This window comes from Pseudomonas sp. Pseusp11, from assembly GCF_047304405.1.
GTDB lineage: Bacteria > Pseudomonadota > Gammaproteobacteria > Pseudomonadales > Pseudomonadaceae > Aquipseudomonas.
In genome coordinates this window covers 136,774-156,526 of sequence record NZ_JBGLZF010000015.1, presented here as the reverse complement: position 1 = coordinate 156,526, position 19,753 = coordinate 136,774, and the positions used below count along the sequence as shown (strand labels likewise).

The 19,753-nt window shown below is 60.3% G+C and carries 16 protein-coding genes, 1 tRNA gene and 1 pseudogene; 6 read left to right on the top strand and 12 right to left on the bottom strand.

The window, feature by feature from the left end:
- Nucleotides 1-140 precede the first annotated feature (140 nt).
- The 3 genes from mksF to mksB are packed head-to-tail and all read right to left on the bottom strand — an operon-like array spanning nt 141 to nt 4,946.
- On the bottom strand, nt 141-2,981 hold the full coding sequence (gene mksF, locus ACCC96_RS14855) for an Mks condensin complex protein MksF (RefSeq protein WP_413696191.1): 2,841 nt from the start codon (nt 2,979-2,981) through the stop codon (nt 141-143).
- Nucleotides 2,978-3,679: an Mks condensin complex protein MksE gene (gene mksE / locus ACCC96_RS14850; RefSeq protein ID WP_019651131.1), complete on the bottom strand. Its 702-nt coding sequence runs from the start codon at nt 3,677-3,679 to the stop codon at nt 2,978-2,980. Before mksE ends, mksF begins: the two co-directional genes overlap by 4 nt.
- On the bottom strand, nt 3,669-4,946 hold the full coding sequence (gene mksB / locus ACCC96_RS14845) for an Mks condensin complex protein MksB (protein WP_026286675.1): 1,278 nt from the start codon (nt 4,944-4,946) through the stop codon (nt 3,669-3,671). Before mksB ends, mksE begins: the two co-directional genes overlap by 11 nt.
- Before the next feature lie 220 nt (nt 4,947-5,166).
- Between mksB and ACCC96_RS14840 the strand changes: the two genes are divergently transcribed.
- Nucleotides 5,167-5,913: an energy transducer TonB gene (locus tag ACCC96_RS14840; RefSeq protein WP_413696194.1), complete on the top strand. Its 747-nt coding sequence runs from the start codon at nt 5,167-5,169 to the stop codon at nt 5,911-5,913.
- On the top strand, nt 5,906-6,358 hold the full coding sequence (gene rimI / locus ACCC96_RS14835) for a ribosomal protein S18-alanine N-acetyltransferase (protein ID WP_018929537.1): 453 nt from the start codon (nt 5,906-5,908) through the stop codon (nt 6,356-6,358). The genes ACCC96_RS14840 and rimI overlap by 8 nt, the downstream gene beginning before the upstream one ends.
- Before the next feature lie 119 nt (nt 6,359-6,477).
- Here rimI and ACCC96_RS14830 read toward each other — a convergent pair whose 3' ends face one another.
- On the bottom strand, nt 6,478-6,879 hold the full coding sequence (locus tag ACCC96_RS14830; protein WP_258672367.1) for a serine kinase/phosphatase: 402 nt from the start codon (nt 6,877-6,879) through the stop codon (nt 6,478-6,480).
- Between the two features lie 183 nt (nt 6,880-7,062).
- Between ACCC96_RS14830 and can the strand changes: the two genes are divergently transcribed.
- Complete coding sequence (gene can / locus ACCC96_RS14825) at nt 7,063-7,707, top strand: carbonate dehydratase (protein ID WP_007939732.1); 645 nt, start codon at nt 7,063-7,065, stop codon at nt 7,705-7,707.
- Nucleotides 7,708-7,714: 7 nt separating this feature from the next.
- On the opposite strand, the gene ACCC96_RS14820 is transcribed toward can, so the two are convergent.
- The 3 genes from ACCC96_RS14820 to ACCC96_RS14810 all read right to left on the bottom strand — a co-directional run bounded on the left by ACCC96_RS14820 (nt 7,715) and on the right by ACCC96_RS14810 (nt 11,407).
- Nucleotides 7,715-8,239, bottom strand: coding sequence for an SET domain-containing protein-lysine N-methyltransferase (locus ACCC96_RS14820; protein WP_026346019.1), 525 nt, complete (start codon nt 8,237-8,239; stop codon nt 7,715-7,717).
- A gap of 181 nt (nt 8,240-8,420) precedes the next feature.
- Entirely contained in the window at nt 8,421-9,593 is a 1,173-nt protein-coding gene (locus ACCC96_RS14815; protein ID WP_019651135.1) for a hypothetical protein, read from the bottom strand.
- 116 nt (nt 9,594-9,709) lie between these two features.
- The gene (locus ACCC96_RS14810; protein WP_413696190.1) at nt 9,710-11,407 is read right to left on the bottom strand and encodes an acid phosphatase; all 1,698 of its coding nucleotides are present in this window, start codon (nt 11,405-11,407) and stop codon (nt 9,710-9,712) included.
- 335 nt (nt 11,408-11,742) lie between these two features.
- Here ACCC96_RS14810 and ACCC96_RS14805 point away from each other — a divergent pair, with 335 nt between their 5' ends.
- From ACCC96_RS14805 to ACCC96_RS14795, 3 genes and pseudogenes are all read left to right on the top strand, one after another.
- Nucleotides 11,743-13,056 carry an MFS transporter gene (locus tag ACCC96_RS14805; protein ID WP_413696189.1) on the top strand — a complete coding sequence of 438 codons (1,314 nt, stop codon included), beginning with the start codon at nt 11,743-11,745 and terminating at the stop codon, nt 13,054-13,056.
- 118 nt (nt 13,057-13,174) lie between these two features.
- Nucleotides 13,175-13,951, top strand: a pseudogene (locus tag ACCC96_RS14800) (PAS domain-containing protein); the annotation flags it as partial.
- The gene (locus ACCC96_RS14795) at nt 13,931-14,491 is read left to right on the top strand and encodes a methyl-accepting chemotaxis protein (RefSeq protein WP_371929210.1); all 561 of its coding nucleotides are present in this window, start codon (nt 13,931-13,933) and stop codon (nt 14,489-14,491) included. The pseudogene ACCC96_RS14800 and the gene ACCC96_RS14795, both read left to right, overlap by 21 nt.
- Nucleotides 14,492-14,524: 33 nt before the next feature.
- Here the strand turns inward: ACCC96_RS14795 and ACCC96_RS14790 are convergent, their stop codons facing one another.
- The 5 genes from ACCC96_RS14790 to ACCC96_RS14770 form a co-directional block, all read right to left on the bottom strand.
- The gene (locus ACCC96_RS14790) at nt 14,525-14,896 is read right to left on the bottom strand and encodes a helix-turn-helix domain-containing protein (protein ID WP_026346021.1); all 372 of its coding nucleotides are present in this window, start codon (nt 14,894-14,896) and stop codon (nt 14,525-14,527) included.
- Between the two features lie 3 nt (nt 14,897-14,899).
- A complete protein-coding gene (locus ACCC96_RS14785) occupies nt 14,900-15,202 on the bottom strand; it encodes a type II toxin-antitoxin system HigB family toxin (RefSeq protein WP_413696188.1) in 303 nt (100 codons plus the stop codon).
- A gap of 276 nt (nt 15,203-15,478) precedes the next feature.
- Nucleotides 15,479-17,323, bottom strand: a complete 1,845-nt coding sequence (gene ggt, locus ACCC96_RS14780; protein ID WP_413696187.1) for a gamma-glutamyltransferase — start codon at nt 17,321-17,323, stop codon at nt 15,479-15,481.
- Nucleotides 17,324-17,452: 129 nt separating this feature from the next.
- A tRNA-Met gene (locus ACCC96_RS14775) sits at nt 17,453-17,529 on the bottom strand.
- A 116-nt stretch (nt 17,530-17,645) separates the two neighbouring features.
- Nucleotides 17,646-19,703, bottom strand: a complete 2,058-nt coding sequence (locus ACCC96_RS14770; protein WP_413696186.1) for a methyl-accepting chemotaxis protein — start codon at nt 19,701-19,703, stop codon at nt 17,646-17,648.
- Between the last annotated feature and the right edge of the window lie 50 nt (nt 19,704-19,753).

Below are 19,753 nucleotides of genomic sequence, written 5' to 3'. Positions count from 1 at the left end.
TGCGTTTTGTGCCCGTATCCATTGCACCTTCCTGATAAGAAGCCAGAAGGTGTAAACCTTATTCAGGACGAAGCAACCCATAAATAAAAGGCCGCGATCCATATTGGATCGCGGCCTTTTTATTGGCTTCGATTCAGGCGTCAGACCGCATCCAGCTCCGGTTCGTCCGCCTGTATGTTGACCGTTGCCTTCACTTCATCGTGGCGACGGATGTACTTCCAGTCCGCCTCGTCGATGTAGATACCGTTCGGGCCGCTGCCGCCTTCCAGGTCGATGGCGACGCTGGCGCAGACTTGCGGCTTCACACTCGCCAGGATCGGCACGAAGCCCAGCTGCAGGCTGGTTTCCAACAGCGCTGCCTGGTTCTTCTCGTCGATGTCCGCCGCCTCGTCGAGGTAGTACGGCAGGCGCACGCGACCGGCCTGGTCGCGGTCCATCAAGTGCAGCAACAAGTACATGTTGGTCAGCGCCTTGATGGTCATGGTGGTGCCGTTGGACGCCGCGCCGTCGATGTCGGTGTGGATCACCGGTTGACCGTTGACCTTGGTGATCTCGAAGGCCAGTTCGAACAAGTCCTTGAGACCGAGCTGGTTGTGGTTCGCTGCCACCAGCCGTGCCAGGTATTCCTTGGCTTCTTCGTTCTTGTTGTCCTGCTCGGCGCTTTGGCTCAGATCGAAGACGGAGAGGGTTTCGCCTTCTTCGTACTGACCGGCGCTGTGGATGATCTGGTCAATGTGCTTGAGCGCTTCCTTGTTCGGCGCGAGCACGATACGGAAGCTCTGCAGGTTGGAGACCTGACGTTTGTTGATCTCGCGGTTGAACAGCGCCAGTTGATGTTCGAGGCTGTCGTAGTCGCTGCGGATGTTGCGCAGGGTCCGGGCGATGTCGGTAACCGCCGCGCGGCGCGCCTTGCCGAGGGTCAGGGCTTCATCGGTGCGGTGTGCGTACGCGTTGATCAGCAGTTGCAGGCGACGCTCCATATCGTCTTCGCTGTCGAACTTGGCCACGCCCTTGAGGCGAACCTGCGCGTAGAGCGCGTCGATCTGCCCGTCGGCCCGCAGCAGGCCTTGCCAGCTGTCCTGATAGTCATTGAGCAATGGCAGCAGGTTGTCCATGGAATCGTCGACCGGGTCCATGAACGGCGTGCCGAACGGCAGGTCAGCCGGCAACAGCTGACGGCGGCGCAGGGCATCGTCGAGGGTGCGTTGCTTGGCTTCCATGTCGCCGATCTGCCGGCCGACCAGTTGCAGCTTGGCCGACAGTTGCTGGACGCGTTCGGTGAACGCATCGCTTGAACGCTTCAATTCGTCCTGAGCGGCTTCCATCTGCGCCAATTGCTCAAGCTTGTCGCCTTCTTCGGCGCTCAGGGTTTGCGCGCGGCGGAAGTCTTCCAGGGCTTTCTGCGCATCCAGCACTTGCTGATACAGGGCTTCGGTCTGAGTCTTGCTGGCCGCGCGGTCGGCCGCCACGGCTTGTTGGGTTTTCAGTTGCTTGAGTTCTTTGTCCAGACGCTCTTTCTGATCGCGCAGTGCCGCACGGTCGGCCAAGGCTTGCAGGGCTGGCGGCTCGATGTGCGACAAGTCGATGGACAGGCCCGGCACTTCGAAGCGCTCGCCTTTGAAGCCATCGAGGATCAGCTCCATGGACTTGACCCACTCACCGTCTTCATCCAGCGCGATGCCGTGTTCACCCAACGGCAGGCTGAACAGCGCACTGTTGAACAGTCGCATCAGGCGCTCGACATCCTGCTGCGAGAACTCTTCGCGCAGACGGGCATAGCTGTTGTTGTCGGCGTGATCGAGTTGCTGCTTCACCGATTTCAGGCGTTTTTCCAGATCGCGCAGGCGCTCTTCCAGGTCTTCGGCCGAGAACTGTCGCGACTGGGCCAGCGCACCGGCCAGTTCGTCGTGCGCGTCCTTGGCGGCGAGCAATTGCTGTTCGAGGACTTTGACGTCATCGACCAGGGCGAAGCGATGCTTAAGCACCGACAACTCGCCGAGCCAGCGCTGGATACCGGTGATTTCCCGCTCCAGACGCATCAGCTCTTGAGTGCCGCCGCGTTGATCGTTTTGCAGGGCGTCCTGCTCGTTGCGGTAATGCTCGGCCTGAATCGTCAATTCTTCCTTGCGCGCACTGGCATAGTCCGACCAGGTGCCGAGCAGGGAGTCGAGCAGCGGCGACAGGCGATGCAGTTTGCCGCGCAGGATATCCCGCTGTTTCACGCCGTTGGCCAAGGCCTCGACCAAGGGACCGGCCGCGACCAGCGAGTTGTAGTCCTGCTCCATGCGGCGGACATCGCGGAACGCTTCTTCGCACGCGGCGATGTAATCGACGCTGCCGGAACGCAGGCTGTGTTCGAAGGCATCGAGGAACAGCTGCTTGAGCTTGGCCGCGGTGATCTCGCGCATGTGCAGCAAGTTGATGAACAGGGCGCGGAAGGTCTTCAGGCTCTGCTCGCTGGTGGAGCGCAGCGGAATCAGCGTCAGGTCGAGCGGAATCGAGGTGTGGCCACCCACCAGCAAACGACGCAGCTCATCCGGCTTGAGTTCGTAGGCTTTCAGGCCCTCGCGCTCAAGATTGGTGAACAGCTCTTTCTGCCGCAGGCAGGTGTCGTCTTTCTGATAATGAGCCAGGTCGAGTTTGCCGGCGTAGGCAAAGAACTGGTGACCGAAACCGCCGCCCGGGCCGCGACCGACCACGCCAATCACGTGCGGGCCGTGGGGCAGGGAGACTTCGACGAGGATGTAACTGGTGTCCGAGGCGAAGTAGAAACGCCGGGATTGCTCCAGGCTGTACTTTCCGAAACTCATGTCCGACATGCGCGCCAGGATCGGGAACTGCAAGGCGTTGATCGAGGCGGACTTACCAAGGTTGTTCGCGCCGTAGACCGACAGTGGCTCTTCCAGCGGGAACAGGCCGAGGCTGTAACCGGCGGTGTTCAAAAGGGCAAAGCGGCGAATGCCGTAGCGTTCCTTGCTCATGCGTCGGTCTCCTGTTCTTCGGCAATGGCGCGGGCCAGGGCGTCTTCTTCGCTCTCTTCTTCAAACTCGGTGAGATCGAGCGGGTCGTCGGTCTGCAGCAGTTTTTCGTCGCTGTCTTCGTCGATCAGCACCGGCGCTGGTAACGGCAGCACGCTGTGCAGGCTGGCGGCCAGGTCGCGGTCCTGCTGAACCGACAGGCAGACATCGAGGAAACGGTGCATCGGCGGCAGGAAACGGTAGACACCGTTTTCTTCGCCGGCGAATCCGAGCTGGGTCATGCGGCGCATGATTTTTTCTTCGAGTTCTTCGACGGTCTGCACTTCGGCCTGGATGAACAGGTCGCGGTACTTCTCCAGCAGCGATGGCAATTCATCGCGACCGAGGCTGCCACCGTCGAGCACGGCGATCGGGTCGCGGCCCTGGTCGGCCAGGTGTTCGACGAGGATGAAGGTGAACAGCGCCAGACGTTGCGCCGTCTTGTTTACCGCCGCCGCGGCCAGGTCCGGCACAAAGTAGTAGAAACCACGGGTGTCGCACACCAGTTCAAAACCCAGCGCCTTGAACAGGGTGCGGTACTGGTCCTGGAAGTTCGACAGTTGGGCGTACAGCTCCGGGTCGCGGCGGCTGACGTGGTAGCCCTTGAACAGCTCGCGAAAGATCGGCGCCAGCTGGGACAGTTCGGATAGATCAAGATGCATGTGGGGTGCTCGCAGAATCCTCGGCGGCGGTGTCGCGGGCCGAGAGCAGGGCGAAGGAGCGCAGGCTGACCTGGTGCTCGTGAGTGTGGTAATCGCGGCGTTCCAGACGCTCGCGCTTGAAGCGTTTTTCCCGCGACAGGCGCGAGAACCAGTAGAGCAATTCGTCGGTGGCGCCGTCCGGCTCCTGCTCCAGCAGCCAGCTCATCAGGTCCGGCATCGGCAGGGCGTCTTCGCAGCGTTCGAGCATTTCCCGAACCGTGCGTGGCGCGCGCGGGGCTTCGCCTTTCTGGGTCTTGTGGGCCTTGGGGAAACGCGCCGGTTTCGGCTCGAAACGGGCCAGGGCGTAGACGTAGGCTTCGACCTGGCTGGCGCTGCCGAGGAAGGTGCTTTGCGGGCGGGTGAACAGCGGCATCGCGGCTTGCGGCACCGCATCGATGCCTTTGCGACGAATGGCCGACAGCGCCAGGGCTGCGCCACGGGTCACGGCGTTATGCCGACGGGCTTCTTCGCGCAGCGGCAGCAGCAGTTCGCGTGCGTGGCGCAAAGTCAGTTGGGCGCTGGTCTGCATTTCGAGGATGCGTGCGTGGGTGCGCAGCAGCATGTCGTCGTCGACCAGATGGCCGAGGCGCTGCTGTTCGGTGAGCATGCGCAACAACACGTTCTCAACCTTGCGCACGCCTTGTTCGAAGGCGCCGTCGGCATTCACCAACTGGATCATCGGTTCGACGTATTCGTCCCAGGTCGCCAGCACTTCAGCATAACGCTGACGCAGCGGAATCTGCCGGTCGCTGGTCTTGGCCCGCTCGGCGACGGCCACCAGGGCCTGTTCGTCGTTGGCGAGTTTCTTCAGCACGTCCCGCACACGCATGTCGAGCAGGCGCAACTGGCGCGCCAGATCGTTGCCGTCGCGAATGTCGAAGGCGTCCTGGATGTAACCGGCCAGGCGTTCGAGGTGGCGCAGATAGGCTTCGATTTCCAGGCACAGGCCCAGACGGTGCTCACGGCGCAGGTAAGCGAGGAAGTCGTGAATCTGCGCGTTGAGCTCGAAACGGTTCGGGCTTTTCGCCACGGGAACCAGAATGTCGAGGCGGATCCACACGTCCAGCAGGCTGGTGATGTCCTGCGGTGTGCTGTCCAGTTGCTGGGCGGCCAACTGTGAACGCAGTTCGTTGAGGCTCAGGGTGCCTTGGTCGAAGTGCTCGCACAGTGGCTCCAGAAGTGCCCAGTGTTCAGCGAGGGCGCGCAAGACGCGCTTGGGTTCGATCATCGGAATGGCCGGCTGGTTGGCGAATAAAAGCCGCGATTGTACTTCATCGCAGCCGTGTCGATTCACTCTCGGGATGGGCTGTCGCTTCTTCTATCGGTGAAGTCTATCGATCAAGCGTGGGCGATCTTGAGCGAAGGGCGGTAGAATCACCGCACTTTAGTTATCCACAAGTGGCCGACCTTTGCTTATCGAGTCCCGTCGTCGCGCTTATTTGACCGCCATGCAGGTGGTCAACTGGCTGCCGCGCACCGAATTGCCCTTTGCTGCGCCATCGCGGCCCGAGCTGCTGGAGACGCCTGAACCGTTGGTCGTCGCCCCGGTTGCACCTGCTCCGGTAGCGCAAACGCCCGTGGAGCCCGCGGCCAAACCGGCCGAGCGGGTGAAAATCGAGGTGCCACGGCCGACGCCATCGGCTGGAAAACCAGCAGGCAAAGCGACGCAAGAGAGCGAAGAGGCACCGCTCGTCGCCAAGGCTGCGCCAGTGCCGCCGCCGCGTTTCGCCCTGCAATTGCTGCGAGCCGGTCGCTGCCTGTTGCTGGTGGAGTTACCCACAGGCGAAACTTTCCAGACCCGCGATCCCGCTTATCTGTTGCTCAAAGACATGCTGCGCGCCGCCGGTCTGCCGGACAGCCCGCAGATCGTCGGCGAGCCGGTGCGCTGGCCGTTGCTGGCTCGCGGCACCATGGACCAAGGGCCGGAAGCGGCTCGAGATTTCGTACAAGGTTTTCTGTCGGCCCGCCTGGAAGACGCACCGTGCGTCTGCCTGTGGCTGATCGGCCTGCCGGCGGTGCGTTTTGCCGGTGAGGCCACCGCCGAATCCTTCAACCGTGAACTTCAGGTCGAAGGCCTGGGGTCGGTCTGGGCCTTGCCGGGCCTGGAGTTATTAATGGAAGAGCCACAGCGTAAGGCTGATGTCTGGCAAGCCATGCGTCGGCTGATGGCGCGTTGGAAAGAATCGAATGAGTGACGCTGTATCGTTCCGCCCGATGACCGAGGCGGACCTGGACGCTGTACTGAAAATCGAATACGCGGCCTACAGCCATCCCTGGACCCGCGGGATTTTTCTCGATGGCCTGGGCAAGTACCAGATCTGGCTGATGTTCGAAGGGCAGCAGCAGGTCGGTCATGGCGTAGTGCAGATCATCCTTGATGAGGCGCATCTGCTGAACATCACCGTCAAACCGGAAAATCAGGGCCGCGGCCTGGGTTTGACGCTGCTGGAGCATTTGATGTCGATTGCCTACAAGGCTGAGGCGCGGGAATGTTTCCTGGAAGTGCGTGACAGCAACCGGGCGGCGTTTCGGTTGTATGAGCGGTATGGGTTTAACGAAATCGGGCGTCGGCGGGATTACTACCCGGCGGTTGGCGGGCGAGAAGATGCCGTGGTGATGGCCTGCACCTTGGTTGATTGATCCCCCTAGGAGCTGCCGAAGGCTACGATCTTTTGATCTTTACGATGGCGCGCCTATAGAAGATCAAAAGATCGCAGCCTTCGGCAGCTCCTACATTGGCATACGGTCAGCCCTGTAGATCAAGGCTTGCCGTCCAATGGATCCTGCCGGGCCAGTTCCGCTTCATCCAGCCCATCGCCCCCACCGATGTCGTCCTCGTCGACAATGCGCAACTCCCAATCCGCCTGGCCGTCTTCACCCGCTTCGTGGGCATCCCGTGCGCCGTCTTCACGGATCAGGGTTTCCGGGCTCAAATCATCGTCGGTGGCGTCATTGTCATTGGTCGCGCCGGTCATACCGGCTTTGCGGGCACGCTGGTCGGGAATCTTCTGCGCAAGTTCGCGTTCGGGGATCAGGTCACCGATTCTGGTGCCGGGTTCTTCCTCGTCGAAATCCAGCTCATGCACCGAGCCCATGCGGTCTTCATCGTCGTCGATGGGCTCGGGTTGCTCCTTATCGAACGGACGTCGTGAATCAGTCATGGCTATTCCTCATACTGTAGGCCCTACTACAATTGACCCACTGGACTGCCGAGAATTCCCGCGGGCATGGAGCGCCGGCTAGCCGTTACATACATCAGGGCATCAGGGGGATCTGCATTTCGTGCGTGACCCCGACGGGCGGTTGTCTGTCAAAGCAGTGCATCATTCTCGAGGCTTCATTGCATGAACGACTTACAAGATCTGATTGATAACAACGAGCGCTGGGCTGATGCGATCACCCGCGAAGATCCTGATTTCTTTGCCAAGCTAGCCCGTCAGCAAACCCCGGAATACCTGTGGATCGGCTGTTCAGACGCACGCGTGCCAGCCAACGAAATCGTCGGCATGCTGCCGGGTGATCTGTTCGTGCACCGCAACGTGGCCAACGTGGTGCTACACACCGACCTCAACTGCCTGTCGGTGATTCAGTATGCGGTGGATGTACTCAAGGTCAAACACATCCTGGTGACCGGCCACTATGGCTGCGGCGGTGTACGCGCCTCGATGCAGGATCGTCAGTTGGGCCTGATCGACGGCTGGTTGCGCTCGATTCGTGATCTCTACTATGAAAAACGCGACGAACTGGCCAAGTTGCCCACCGAAGAAGAGCGGGTCGACCGCCTCTGTGAGCTCAATGTGATCCAGCAGGTGGCCAACGTCGGTCACACCAGCATTGTGCAAAATGCCTGGCACCGCGGGCAGAGCCTGTCGATCCACGGCTGCATCTATGGCATCAAGGACGGTCGCTGGAAGAGCCTGAACGCCACCATCAGCGGTTTCGAGCAGTTGCCGCCGCAGTACCGTTTGCGCCCGGTCGAGGCGTTGTAAAAGCCTTTCAGCCGAGACTTCGCCGACGCCAGTGTTGAAAGAACTGTTCACCATTGGCATTCGGTGACTCGTCGTAGCCGATGATCCAGCCACGGCAGCAGGGACAACCGCAGCGGCAGGCGAACTGCCGCAGCAGCTTGTCTTCTGTCGCGGCGAAATCCATCGTCAGTCGGTCACCCTTTTTGATGTCTTTGAGCGCCCATAACCACAGCTCGCTCATATCGAGAAAGACGTTGGGGTCGCAGGAGTGACTCAGTAGACCACTGAAGCACGGATCGTAGACATGGATTCCCGGCGCCAACTGCCGGGTGTGTCGGCAGCGATAGGGCAATAGATGTCCGGAAACCCGGCAGATTCGGCTGATGCGGGGGAACTCGCGCAGTGCCGCGACCGCCATTGCCGAGCCCTGAGCGTTATGGATGATTTCAAAGTCGTCTTTGGAGGGGAATCCAAGGCGAAGGGGCAACTCTACAAACGGATAGATGCCGTTGGATGGCGGTAGGGTTGTTTCTTGTTCGGCACGGGTTCTCATAACAATCCTTGTCGGCTGGGTGCTACGACGTCCTTCAGCTGACTTCCTGTCAGCTCTGCAGCACATGGGGACACCCCAAGCCTCTCGCAAATGAAGCAACCGGTCTACTGTCAGATATGACAGGCGAAAAAAGCTCTTTCCCGCGTCAGCCATGGCTCGCGCGGGAAAGACTTTCAGCGTTTTACAGGTGTGGGGCAGTAGTGGAGGTCACAAGAGCCGGGGTCTGCAGCTGTTTCAGCTCGGATTTGACCGGCGCTGTCGAGCATTTGGCCACCGCTTGCTCAGGCGTCAGGTTGCGAATCGAGGTGTAGAACAGTTCGCAGGTTTTTTCTTTCTGGGTCACTTGCCAGGTCTGAGTGCAGCTTTTCAGCTGAGCGGTAGGGTCAGTGCCCGGTTTGCTGCCCATTCCGGCCTGCCAGCACGCGGCACTCAAATCCTGCCCCATGACTTTCAGCCCCGCGGCGTCGGCCTTGGCCTGCGCATCGTCGCCGCTATAGGCTTCGGGGTCGGCGGCGTACCAGATGTAGCTCGGGTGGTTGGAACCCAGTACGGGTACCGTCACCCCCTTGCTCGGGCTGATGGTTGCCAGGCCCAATATTTCTACGGTCTGCCCGTATTGTTGCTTGATCCAGTTACGCACCGGTGAACCAAAGGCGACCATTGGCAATGCTGCACCTTTGGCATTCTGGCTGACTTCCTTGACCATGGTGGTCTGGTAGTCCGTGAAGTAGTTGTAGACGCCTTCCAGGTCCTTGCCGGCGGTGGACGGCGCGGCAATCGGCGCGATGTCGATGATGGTCTGATAGGCCGGCGTCTGGTCGGCGGGAATGTTGTTGGCGGTCAGCAGCGCGGCCCAGCGGTCGGTGGTCTTGGACTCCAGATAGTCCTGGGCCTGGGTCAGGGAATAATCCGGCGGGAAGTGCAGCAGTTCGACGCTTTTACGGTTTTCCAGCGCCATGCCCAGCGGCAGGAACAGGTACCAGTTATAGGTCCATTTGCCATCGGCACTCAGCTTGTTGGCGCCGTTGTAGGCCAAATCCCCGGCATTGAGCAGCGCGGTCAGTGGCTTGTCATAGCCTTTGGGCACACCGCTGATATGGGCGTGGAGCTGCTTGTTTTCGGTTTTGACCAGCACTTTTGCGGTTTTGTAGCCATCGCGCTGTACGCTTTGGGTCAGGTAATGCTCGACGGTCTGCTCCAGTGTCCAGTTGCGGAAGCAGATGACATTACAGTTGTTGGGGTAGGCGAACAGCCGGGTGACGCGTTCGGTACTGCCCAGATTCAGATCGACATCGGCGTGAGCGGCGGCGCTCAGGGTGAGCGCGGCGAGGGTGAATCCTGCGAGTTTGAACATGCTCAGATCCTTTTCAGCGTGAGCCCTCGGAGGAGGGGTGGGTACATACTGGAACTAGTTGTGTCGAACGGTCTAGTACACAAGTGAAAAGATCGCCAGTCAGAGCCCCTTTTTCATCAGGCAAAGTGCAGTGTATTGCTCAAATCGCCCATGGGGTTCTGGCCACGCGCAATCATTGCGTCGTCCCGCTGCCTGAGGCCATCGAGCTTTTCAAGCTGAAACACCCGGGTGATCAACCGCAGAATCGAGCCAGTGTCATAGACCGTGTGATCCACCATGCCCTTGCGCGCAAACGGCGAAACCACCAGCGTCGGTACCCGCGAGCCCGGCCCCCAGCGGTCGCCCTTGGGTGGTGCGACGTGATCCCACCAACCGCCGTTCTCATCGACCGTGACCACGACCACCATGTTTTTCCACTGCGGGCTTTCCCGCAGCACTTTCAGGGCGCGGACGATGTGCCGGTCGCCGGACGCTACATCGGCGTAACCGGCGTGCATGTTCAGGTTGCCCTGGGGTTTATAGAAACTCACCGCCGGCAGCTTGCCCGCCTCGGCATCGGCAAAGAACTTGTTGGTATTCGATTCATCGCCCAACCCCGCATCCCGTAGACGTTTACCGCGCTCCAGCAGGTTTTCCGGTCCCTGCTGCTTGAAGTAGTTGAACGGCTGGTGGTGATACTGGAAGTTCGGGATTTTCGGAATGCCGCCAGAGTCCTTGTACTGATCCAGCGTCGCCTGCCAACCTCCGGCATACCAGGCCCAGTCGATGTTTTTCTTCGAGAGCTTGTCGCCTATGTGCTCGTGGGTCTGGGGGACCATGACGTTCGGCAGGTCTGGTTTGGCGTACGCCGGACGCTCGGGGTCGCGAATCCAGGTCGGCCAGTACGGCGGAGCGAGCGTGTTGACCCCATAGCCGTCCGGCGTCAGCGCGCTGGGGCCGAATTGGGGTGGGCCGGTCATGGCACTGGCCGGGGATTGTTCCAGGGGCTTGAGGCGTGGGTCGGCCGGATCGCCGCTTTGCAGCGTGGCGATTTGTGTCTTGGCTACCGAGTTGACGGCGTCCGGATAGAACGGCGCGGTGGCGCTGATCAGGTATTGATGGTTGAGAAACGAGCCGCCGAAAGCCCCCTGGAAAAAGTTATCGCAGAGCACAAACTCTTGGGCAACGTCCCACAACCGCAGGGAATATCGACTCTGGGCGTAATGCCCCATGGGCAGGCCACCGGAGTCGGCCCAGGCGACAAAGCCGTCATTTTTGCCACCGTTGATCTGCATCTGGTTCTGATAGAACGCATGCCACAGGTCGCGCGTCACCAGGCCGAACGGCAAGTCTTCTGCGTTCGGACCTTTGAGGGCAAAGGGCGCGTTAGGCAGGTGTTCCTGGAACTGGGTTGCGCTGGGGTAAGTCACGCCATCGAGGGTTTGCGGGCCGATCTGCAGCACGCCGCCCCAGACTGGCGGCAGGGTCTGCAATAGGCTGCCATCGCGATCGCGCTGCTGATATTCGACAGGGTTGAGGCCCGAGAGCGGTTTCTCTACACCTGGGAAGTCGCCGAACAGGTTATTGAAACTACGGTTCTCGGCGTAGATAACCACTACGGTTTTCACCTGGTCGCGTAGGGCTTTGTCCAATTCGACAGGTGAAAGCAGGCGTTCGACCGGTTTACCCGACTCATCGCCATGACTGCCACAAGCGCTGAGGGTCGCGCCGACACTGAGTACCGCCACGCCACCCAGGAAGCGGCGGCGACTGGTGTCGGTGGGCGTATCTGTTTGCGGGGAGGGGGCGTCGTTGCGGTCTTTTTTGTCGTTCATGCCGAGTCCTGTCTTGCATAAATGTTTCAATATATTTCAGCGGGACGCTAGCAGCGAGGTGTGACAGCGGGGTGACGGCTCTGAATGCAATGAGTCGCCGGTGTGGGAGCAAGCCCGCTCACACACTCAATGCTGTTCACTCAAGAGCGTCTTGAGTCAAGGAAACCTGTGGCGAGGGAGCTTGCTCCCGCTTGAGTGCGTAGCACTCACAAAAATAGGCGATGGTTGTCAGACTTTTGGGCCGCTACGCAGCCCAGGGCGAGCACGGGTTGTCCACAAGCGCATTTGCGTAGACCATGGGCGCCTTGGTTTTTTGCCTGCCAGAGTTCTTTTACATGACTGCCAACATCAATGCGCGCCCGGCGCCCTTCACTCGCTCGGACTACAAGACCCTGGGGCTTGCAGCCTTGGGCGGTGCGCTGGAAATCTACGACTTCATTATTTTCGTATTCTTCGCGCTGACCCTCAGCCAGCTGTTCTTCCCGCCGGAAATGCCCGAGTGGCTGCGTCTGCTGCAAAGCTTCGGGATCTTTGTCACTGGCTACCTCGCGCGTCCGTTGGGCGGGATCCTGATGGCGCATTTCGCTGACCGGTTGGGACGCAAGAAGGTGTTCAGCCTGAGCATTCTGATGATGGCGTTGCCGTGCTTGCTGATCGGGATCATGCCGACCTACGCCCAGATCGGCTATTTCGCACCACTGTTGCTGTTGGCCCTGAGGGTCCTGCAAGGCGCGGCGGTGGGCGGTGAAGTGCCGAGTGCCTGGGTGTTCGTCGCTGAGCACGCGCCGGTCGGGCATCGCGGCTATGCCCTTGGTTTCCTGCAGGCGGGGCTGACCTTCGGTTACCTGATCGGCGCCTTGACGGCGACTTTTCTGGCTCAGGCGTTTACCCCGGAGCAAATCCTCGATTACGCCTGGCGTTACCCGTTTCTGCTGGGCGGAGTGTTTGGCGTGATCGGTGTCTGGCTGCGCCGCTGGCTCAGTGAAACGCCGGTGTTCATGGCGATGCAGGCCCAGCGCGAGGCCGCTGTCGAACTGCCGCTGCGCACGGTCCTGCGTGAACGCCGCCTGGCGATGCTGCCGGCGATGATCCTCACCTGCGTGCTGACCTCGGCCGTGGTGGTGTTTGTGGTCATCACCCCGACCATGATGCAGAAAACCTTCGGCATGACCGCCAGCCATACCTTCGCGCTGAGTGCCTTGGGCATCGTCTTTCTGAATATTGGCTGTGTGCTCGCCGGGCTGCTCGTCGATCGTATCGGCGCCTGGCGCACGGTGATGCTGTATAGCCTGCTGCTGCCTCTGGGCATCGGCGTGCTCTATACCTGTCTGATCATTGAAGGCCAGTGGATCGGTCTGGCCTATGCGGTGGCCGGCCTTGGTTGTGGGGTGGTCGGCGCAGTGCCGTCAGTGATGGTCAGCCTGTTTCCGGCGCGGATTCGCGTCTCGGGGATTTCCTTCACCTACAATATTGCCTACGCCGCCTGGGCGAGTGTCACACCGCTGCTGTTGATCGGTCTGATGCCGTGGAGTCCGTGGATTTGTGTGATTTTCTGCGCGGTGATGGGGGCCGTGGGCATCAGCAGCGCGGTGTATTTCGGTGCGCGAATGCCGCGAGTTGGACGCTGTTCGGTGGCTGGTGCGGCATGAGGCTGTTTGTGCCGCGACTATTTTTGTAGGACAACCCTGCAACGCTCTTCAGAAAATACCCGCAAAGCCGATGGCTAGGCTGTAAGCCGCTTTTTATCTCTGTCCATCGGTGCTTCCCATGTTCAATAAACGCTTGAAGCAGGAGCTGTCGGCTCTTCGCGAAGAACTCTCCAGCCTTCTGCAAGTCAAGGAGAGTCTGGAAAGCGAGATGCTGGTCCTGACCCTCGACTCCGATGGGCGAATTCAATCGGTCAACCAAAACTTCGTCAGTGAGATGCTCTACAAAAGCAATGATCTGATCGGCCGGCACATCGAAGACCTTGTTCCGGTCCATGTGAAATCGGATGAATTCCATAACCGTTTCAAGGCGGCGCTGACCCGTGGCGAGCACTTTGCCGGCGCGGTCCGTTTGCTACGCGGCAACGGTGCCGAAGCCTGGTTGCGTTCGATCATGCAGCCGGTGCGGTCCTCGGACGGCCGTATCAAGAACTTCTCGATTTACTCCAGCGACCTGACCCGTACCATCGAGGCGTCCCGTGAGCATGAAAACCTGATTGGCGCGCTGGTGCGTTCGACGGCAGTGATCGAGTTCGACCTCAATGGCAACGTGCTGATGGCCAACGAGCGTTTCCTCAGTGGCATGGGTTACAGCCTGGCGCAGATCCAGGGTAAACATCACCGCATCTTCTGTGAGCCAGAGGAATACAACAGCGCCGAGTATCAGAACTTCTGGCGCCGTCTGAACGCTGGCGAGTTCGTCGCTGATCGTTTCAAGCGTGTCGATAGCCACGGTCGCGTGGTCTGGCTGGAGGCTTCCTACAACCCGGTGGTCGATGCCAACAACAAACTCTACAAAGTGGTGAAGTTCGCCACGGTGATTACCGATCAGGTCAATCAGGAGCAGGCTGTCGCCGAGGCGGCCAACATTGCCTACAGCACTTCTCAGCAAACCGACCAGAGTGCACAGCGCGGTACTGCCGTGGTGACTCAAGCTGTAGACGTGATGCGTGACCTGGCCAAACACATGCAAACCGCTGGCGAAGGTATCGAAGCACTGAACGAGCAATCGCTGGTGATCGGCACCATCGTCAAAACCATCAGCGGCATCGCCGAGCAGACCAACCTGCTGGCGCTCAACGCGGCCATCGAAGCGGCTCGTGCCGGTGAGCAGGGACGTGGGTTTGCCGTGGTGGCGGACGAAGTCCGGCAATTAGCCTCGCGCACCAGTCAGGCGACCGATGAAATTGTCGGCGTCGTGCGTCAGAACCAGGACATGGCGCGCAACGCCGTGGCCCTGATGACTGACGGCAAGCTCCAGGCTGAACAAGGTCTGGCGTTGGCGGCGGAGGCGGGCACGGTGATCGTCGAGATCCAGGACGGTGCGCAGAAAGTGGTGAACGCGGTCGGGCAGTTTGCCAACCAACTATCGACTTGATGCCCTGAATCCGGTGTCGTAACCCTAAAAAGTTCAGGCCTGCTTCACCGGCTTTATCAGACTTTCGGCTGGTATCCCAAATAGATCATGAAGCTTCCAGATCATCGGAAGCGTCAACGCACGCTTACCGTTGAGTACTTCATAAACCCGGTTTGTCCGGCCAATGGCTGGTGCCAGATCAGCGGGGGACAGGCCGGACTGCTCCATACGAAATTTGATCGCGTCGATCGGAGTGGGTAGGTCGACCGGAAACTGCTTCGATTCATAGGCCTCGATGAGGGTAATCATGATGTCGAAGTAATCGCCTTCGGGGGTTCCCGGCTCAGGCTCATTGTCGAATAGTGCCGATACGTTTTTGAGGGCTACACGGTAGTCCTCGTCGGTGTGAATCGGATGAATGTTCATGGGTTATTCCATTTCGATGGTATCAGCGTCGATCCCATCGTATTGCTTGTGGGTGCCGACAAATTTTATGTATACGGCGCCGAAACGATAGGCCACCGCGGCTACTAACCGAAAGTCATTGCCCTTGATGTTGAACACGACTCTGCGGCTTTTGAGAATGCTGGTGGTGGCAAAGTGTGCCTTGATGTCAGCAGGCGTCTTCCAGTCCGCTTTCCTTGCTTCGTCAATCCAGGCCAGAAAAGGTTGTTCTGAATCCGGGTATCTCTCCCAAAAACTTTTCAGGTGACTGATGGCGATAATTCTCATGGAGTGATCCTAGTCCCGTAGTGGGACTTGTACAAGTATGTGGCGGAGTAGCCGACATGTGGGGAGTAAATCCGACTCCCGCAAACAGGCACTGCCGATAGCTGATTTGATGAGGTGGGTTAACATGGTTTTCGAGATAAAAACGGTTTCCACACTCTATCCAAGAGGTAGCAATTTGAGGGTAGGAAAAGGCTACGCGTGACACTTGATCAGGATTCTTCTCCAATCAAAAAAGGCCTACCTCTCAGTAAGCCTTTCCTCGTTCCTGCGTACGACTCAATCCCCCAATGCTTCCCCCTCGCGCCGCGGATCAGCCCCGCCGGCCAATGCCGCTTTTCCCTGCGCATCCTTGACCCGAACAATCGCCTGGGTTCCGCTGGTCATATCGATCTCGCCCACGCTGTGCCCTTTGTCCTTCAGCGCCTGAATCAGTGCCGGGCTGAACTGACCCTGTTCCAGTTCGGTCGGGCCGTTGCGGCTGCCGAAGTTGGGCAGGTTGATGGCGGCTTGCGGGTCCAGGCTCCAGTCGAGCAGGCCAATAGTGGATTTGGCCACATACTCGATGATCTGCGAGCCGCCGGGCGAGCCGACGGTGGCCAGGAACTCACCGCTCTGGCGGTCGAAGATCAGTGTTGGTGCCATGGACGAGCGCGGGCGTTTGCCGGGTTCGACGCGGTTGGCGACTTTTTGCCCTTGCTCTTCGGGGATGAACGAAAAGTCGGTCATCTGGTTGTTGAGCAGAAAACCCTGGACCATCAAGTGTGAGCCGAATGCCGCTTCCACGGTGGTGGTCATGGACACGGCATCGCCCTCGTCGTCGACCGCCACCACCTGCGAGGTGGAGATGCGCAGCGGCGAGCGGTCCGGTGCGTAGGCGACCTGAATACCCGGCGGGGTGCCGGGTTTGGCCTGACCCATGCTGCGCTCGCCAATCAAGGTCGCGCGTGTCGCCAGATAAGTCGGGTCGACCAACCCTTTGACCGGCACGGGTACGAAGTCGGTGTCGGCAACGTATTGCGCACGATCGGCATAAGCCAGGCGCTCGGCTTCGGCGATCAGGTGCACGGCTTCAGGGGCTGGCTCTATGCCCGCTGGTTTGCTGGTCTTGACCGGTTTGAGTGGTGCCAGGGCAAAGCGTGGGTCGCGGGTTTCCAGGGCCTGCAAGGTGCCGAGGATTTGCGCCACGGCGATTCCGCCCGATGACGGCGGCGGCATGCCGCACACTTGCCAGCGTTTGTAGTCGGTGCACAGCGGCGCGCGTTCCTTGGCCTTGTAGCCCTGGAGATCGCTCAGCGACAGGCTGCCGGGGTTGGTATGGCCCTGAACCTTGGCGACGATCTCTTTTGCGATGGTGCCTGTGTATAGCGCGTCGGGACCTTCCTTGGCGATGCGCTTGAACACCGCGGCGAGTGCCGGGTTTTTCAGCTGTGTACCGACGGCTTTCGGATGGCCATCGGCAGTCAGAAAGTAGGCGGCCATGTCCGGTGAGCGCTGGATAAACGCGTCGGCCGCGATCAACTGATGCAGTCGTGGCGAGATGGCGAAGCCTTGTTCCGCCAGTTTGATCGCGGGCTCGAACAGCCTCGCCCACGGCAGGCGACCGTGCTTGCGATGGGCCAGCTCCAGCGCCCGTAACACGCCCGGTGTACCCACCGAGCGCCCGCCGATCTGCGCCTGGGTGAAAGGCATCGGTTTGCCGTCGGCTTGCAGGAACAGTTTCTCGGTGGCGCCAGCCGGTGCGGTTTCGCGACCGTCGTAGGTGCGCACGGCCTTGCCATCCCACAGCACAATCAATGCGCCACCGCCGATACCCGACGATTGCGGTTCGACCAGCGTCAACACCGCTTGCATGGCAATGGCCGCATCAATCGCCGAGCCACCCTCGCGTAGCATCTCCCGCCCGGCTTCGGCCGCCAACGGGTTGGCGGCTGCGGCCATGTGTCTGGAGGCGTGCCGCGTCTGCAGGTCGGTGCGATAACCAGAGGTGATTTCCGGCGCAGCCGGTAAGGTCGAGACCGAAGGCGAAGAGGGCGGGGCGTTACACGCGGCGAGGGTTAAAGCGGTGGCGATCAGCGAAAAGGCTGACAGGCGATAGCGGTTCAAGTGGAAGGCTGAGAACACGCGAGGCACTCCGTCCATGGGATAAAAGGTCCGGGGACTTTATCGGTCGAAGGAGTGCTACGCAAATTCCGCCACTTTTCTCGAGGCATAAAAAAACGGCCTACCTTTCGGTAAGCCGTTTTTAGTACTTGGTGGCTACACAGGGACTTGAACCCCGGACCCCAGCATTATGAATGCTATGCTCTAACCAACTGAGCTATGTAGCCAAGTGGCGCGCATTATTCACCTGGAACGACGATGCGTCAAGCGTAAATCTAAAATATTTCTCCACACTTTCAACCGCTTATCCCGCTGACCCGAAAAATCGGGTCAGCGGAGGGCATCAACCGAGCTGAAATCTCCCGGTATTCGCACTCAAGGCCTTGCTGCCCTGGCTCAAGGTGTCCGCGGCGAGGTTCACCGCCCGCGCGCCTTCGAGCAAGCGTACCGCCGCCTGATCGACTTGCTGGATGTTGCCGCTGACTTCATCGGCGGTGCTCGCTTGCTCTTCAACGGCAGTGGCGATTTGTGCCAGGGTGTCGGTGACGCTTTGCACCGCGCTGGCGATTTCCCCCAGGCGTTCGCCAAGACCGGTGACGGCTTGCGCATCCGATTGCGCCTGGCCGCAGGCGGCTTCCATCAGGCTTACCGCTTCGTTCACGGTGCTGCGCAGGCTGTCGACGGTGCCGGCGATCTGCGCGGTGGAGGACTGGGTGCGTTGCGACAGGCTGCGCACTTCATCGGCCACCACCGCAAAGCCGCGACCTTGCTCGCCAGCCCGTGCGGCCTCGATGGCGGCGTTGAGGGCCAGCAGGTTGGTCTGCTCGGCCACGCCGCGAATGGTATCGACCACCAATTGAATCTGCTGTCCTTGCTCGCTGACCCGACCCAGTGCCGCCGCCGTGTCGTTCAACCGCTGATTGAGCTGCTGAATACTCGCTGTCGTGCGTTGGCTGTCGCGGCTGCTGTCGGCGGCGATGCGCTGGGTGTGCTGAGCGCTGCCAGACGCCTGTTCGCAACTCTGGGCGACCCCTTGTGAGGTGGCGGCCAATTGCGTGGCCGCTGCAGCGATCTGGCTGATCTGCAACTGCTGGGCTTCGACTTCGCCAAGAGCACCGCTGGAGTGATCGTTGAGGGTGCGCACCGCGTTGCTCAACTGCAGGGTTTCGTGATCGACCCCCAGCAAACTGTTGCGCAGTTGTACTACCGCGACGTTAAGCGAGGTGCTGATCGCCGCCAGTTCGTCGCGGCCCTGTACCGGTACTTGCAGGCTCAGATTGCCGTCACGCAGCGCTTCGGCCAATAGCGTGATGCCGCTGGCGCTGCGACGGATCGAGGCCTGTAGACAGATGAACAGGTACAGCGCGGCCAGCAGCAGGCAGCCAAAAATTGTCGCCACCAGGATGAACTGGCGGATGGCCGAGCCGTGGTAATAATCCAGCCGTTGATCCAGAGAAACCAACGATTGCTGGCGCAGCGAGGCAAGGTTACCGAGGAGGGCGTCGAGACTGCGTTCGAAGTCTTCGGGCTTGAGGTTGATGCTGCCACCGAAGACGCCGTCGTCCAGCACTTTCAAGCCGGTATCCAGCTGCTTGAGGCTGTCATGGTACTGCCCGGCCCAGGTTTGCAGGGCACTGGGCAGGCGCGCTTCCAGCAGGCCACCAGTTTTCACCAGCTGTTCCCGAGCGTCGCCGATGCGGCTGCGCAAGTCACGCAATTGCAGACGGCTTTGCAGAGTGAACTGCCCGGACACCACCGAAGCTTGACCAACCGCGGCGAGGCGACCGACCCGTTCGATCAGGTCCGGTGCGTGTTGAGTGGAGATCTGCGTCAGCAGATAAGTTTCCAGCCATGGCGCGAGGGTCAGGCGATTGTCCATGGCGATTTGTTCGCGCAAGGCTTGCAGGGCGCTCAAGGCATTGGTGAAGCGATCATAGCCGTCCGGCCACCATCCAACGCTGCTCAGGCTTTTCGAATCCAGGCCGGTGAGGGCGCTTTGCAGGGCTTGATAGCGGGTGAGGGTCTCGCCCTCGGCGCCTTCGGTTTTCAAGGCATTGCCCAAGTCTGTGATTGCTTGGGCCACGGCCGGCTGAACCGTGTCGAACGCTGCCATCGCCGCGATGGTTGCTGGCGTCGGCTGGCGATTGGTTTCGGTGGCGCGCCAGCGCGCGGCGCGGTCACGCTGGGCGGAGAGCAAGTTGTCGAGCGCATCCAGGGCAATCAATTGCCGGACCCCGGCGCGTTCGCCGGCGATCAGGCTCAACTTTTCACGATAGTCCTGGCCGATCATCCACAAGCTGCCTGCCAGCGGCAGGATAAACAGCAGAAACAGCAGCTGAAATTTGCGCGCGAAGCCGAAACGCCCCAGCAGCCCGATCCCCGGTGATAAAAAAGCCTGCATGCCCCATGACTCCTCTGGACACCACGCACCATTGGCGTGCGTCGAGGCCA

Bases quoted from the DNA above. Each gene is read 5' to 3' on its own strand.
- rimI (WP_018929537.1), top strand. From the start codon at position 5,906: ATGAGTGACGCTGTATCGTTCCGCCCGATGACCGAGGCGGACCTGGAC.
- ACCC96_RS14810 (WP_413696190.1), bottom strand. From the start codon at position 11,407: ATGAACGACAAAAAAGACCGCAACGACGCCCCCTCCCCGCAAACAGAT.
- ACCC96_RS14785 (WP_413696188.1), bottom strand. From the start codon at position 15,202: ATGAGAATTATCGCCATCAGTCACCTGAAAAGTTTTTGGGAGAGATAC.
- mksB (WP_026286675.1), bottom strand. From the start codon at position 4,946: ATGATCGAACCCAAGCGCGTCTTGCGCGCCCTCGCTGAACACTGGGCA.
- mksF (WP_413696191.1), bottom strand. From the start codon at position 2,981: ATGAGCAAGGAACGCTACGGCATTCGCCGCTTTGCCCTTTTGAACACC.
- ACCC96_RS14770 (WP_413696186.1), bottom strand. From the start codon at position 19,703: ATGCAGGCTTTTTTATCACCGGGGATCGGGCTGCTGGGGCGTTTCGGC.
- ACCC96_RS14820 (WP_026346019.1), bottom strand. From the start codon at position 8,239: ATGAGAACCCGTGCCGAACAAGAAACAACCCTACCGCCATCCAACGGC.
- ACCC96_RS14840 (WP_413696194.1), top strand. From the start codon at position 5,167: ATGCAGGTGGTCAACTGGCTGCCGCGCACCGAATTGCCCTTTGCTGCG.
- can (WP_007939732.1), top strand. From the start codon at position 7,063: ATGAACGACTTACAAGATCTGATTGATAACAACGAGCGCTGGGCTGAT.
- ACCC96_RS14815 (WP_019651135.1), bottom strand. From the start codon at position 9,593: ATGTTCAAACTCGCAGGATTCACCCTCGCCGCGCTCACCCTGAGCGCC.
- ACCC96_RS14805 (WP_413696189.1), top strand. From the start codon at position 11,743: ATGACTGCCAACATCAATGCGCGCCCGGCGCCCTTCACTCGCTCGGAC.
- ACCC96_RS14790 (WP_026346021.1), bottom strand. From the start codon at position 14,896: ATGAACATTCATCCGATTCACACCGACGAGGACTACCGTGTAGCCCTC.
- mksE (WP_019651131.1), bottom strand. From the start codon at position 3,679: ATGCATCTTGATCTATCCGAACTGTCCCAGCTGGCGCCGATCTTTCGC.
- ACCC96_RS14830 (WP_258672367.1), bottom strand. From the start codon at position 6,879: ATGACTGATTCACGACGTCCGTTCGATAAGGAGCAACCCGAGCCCATC.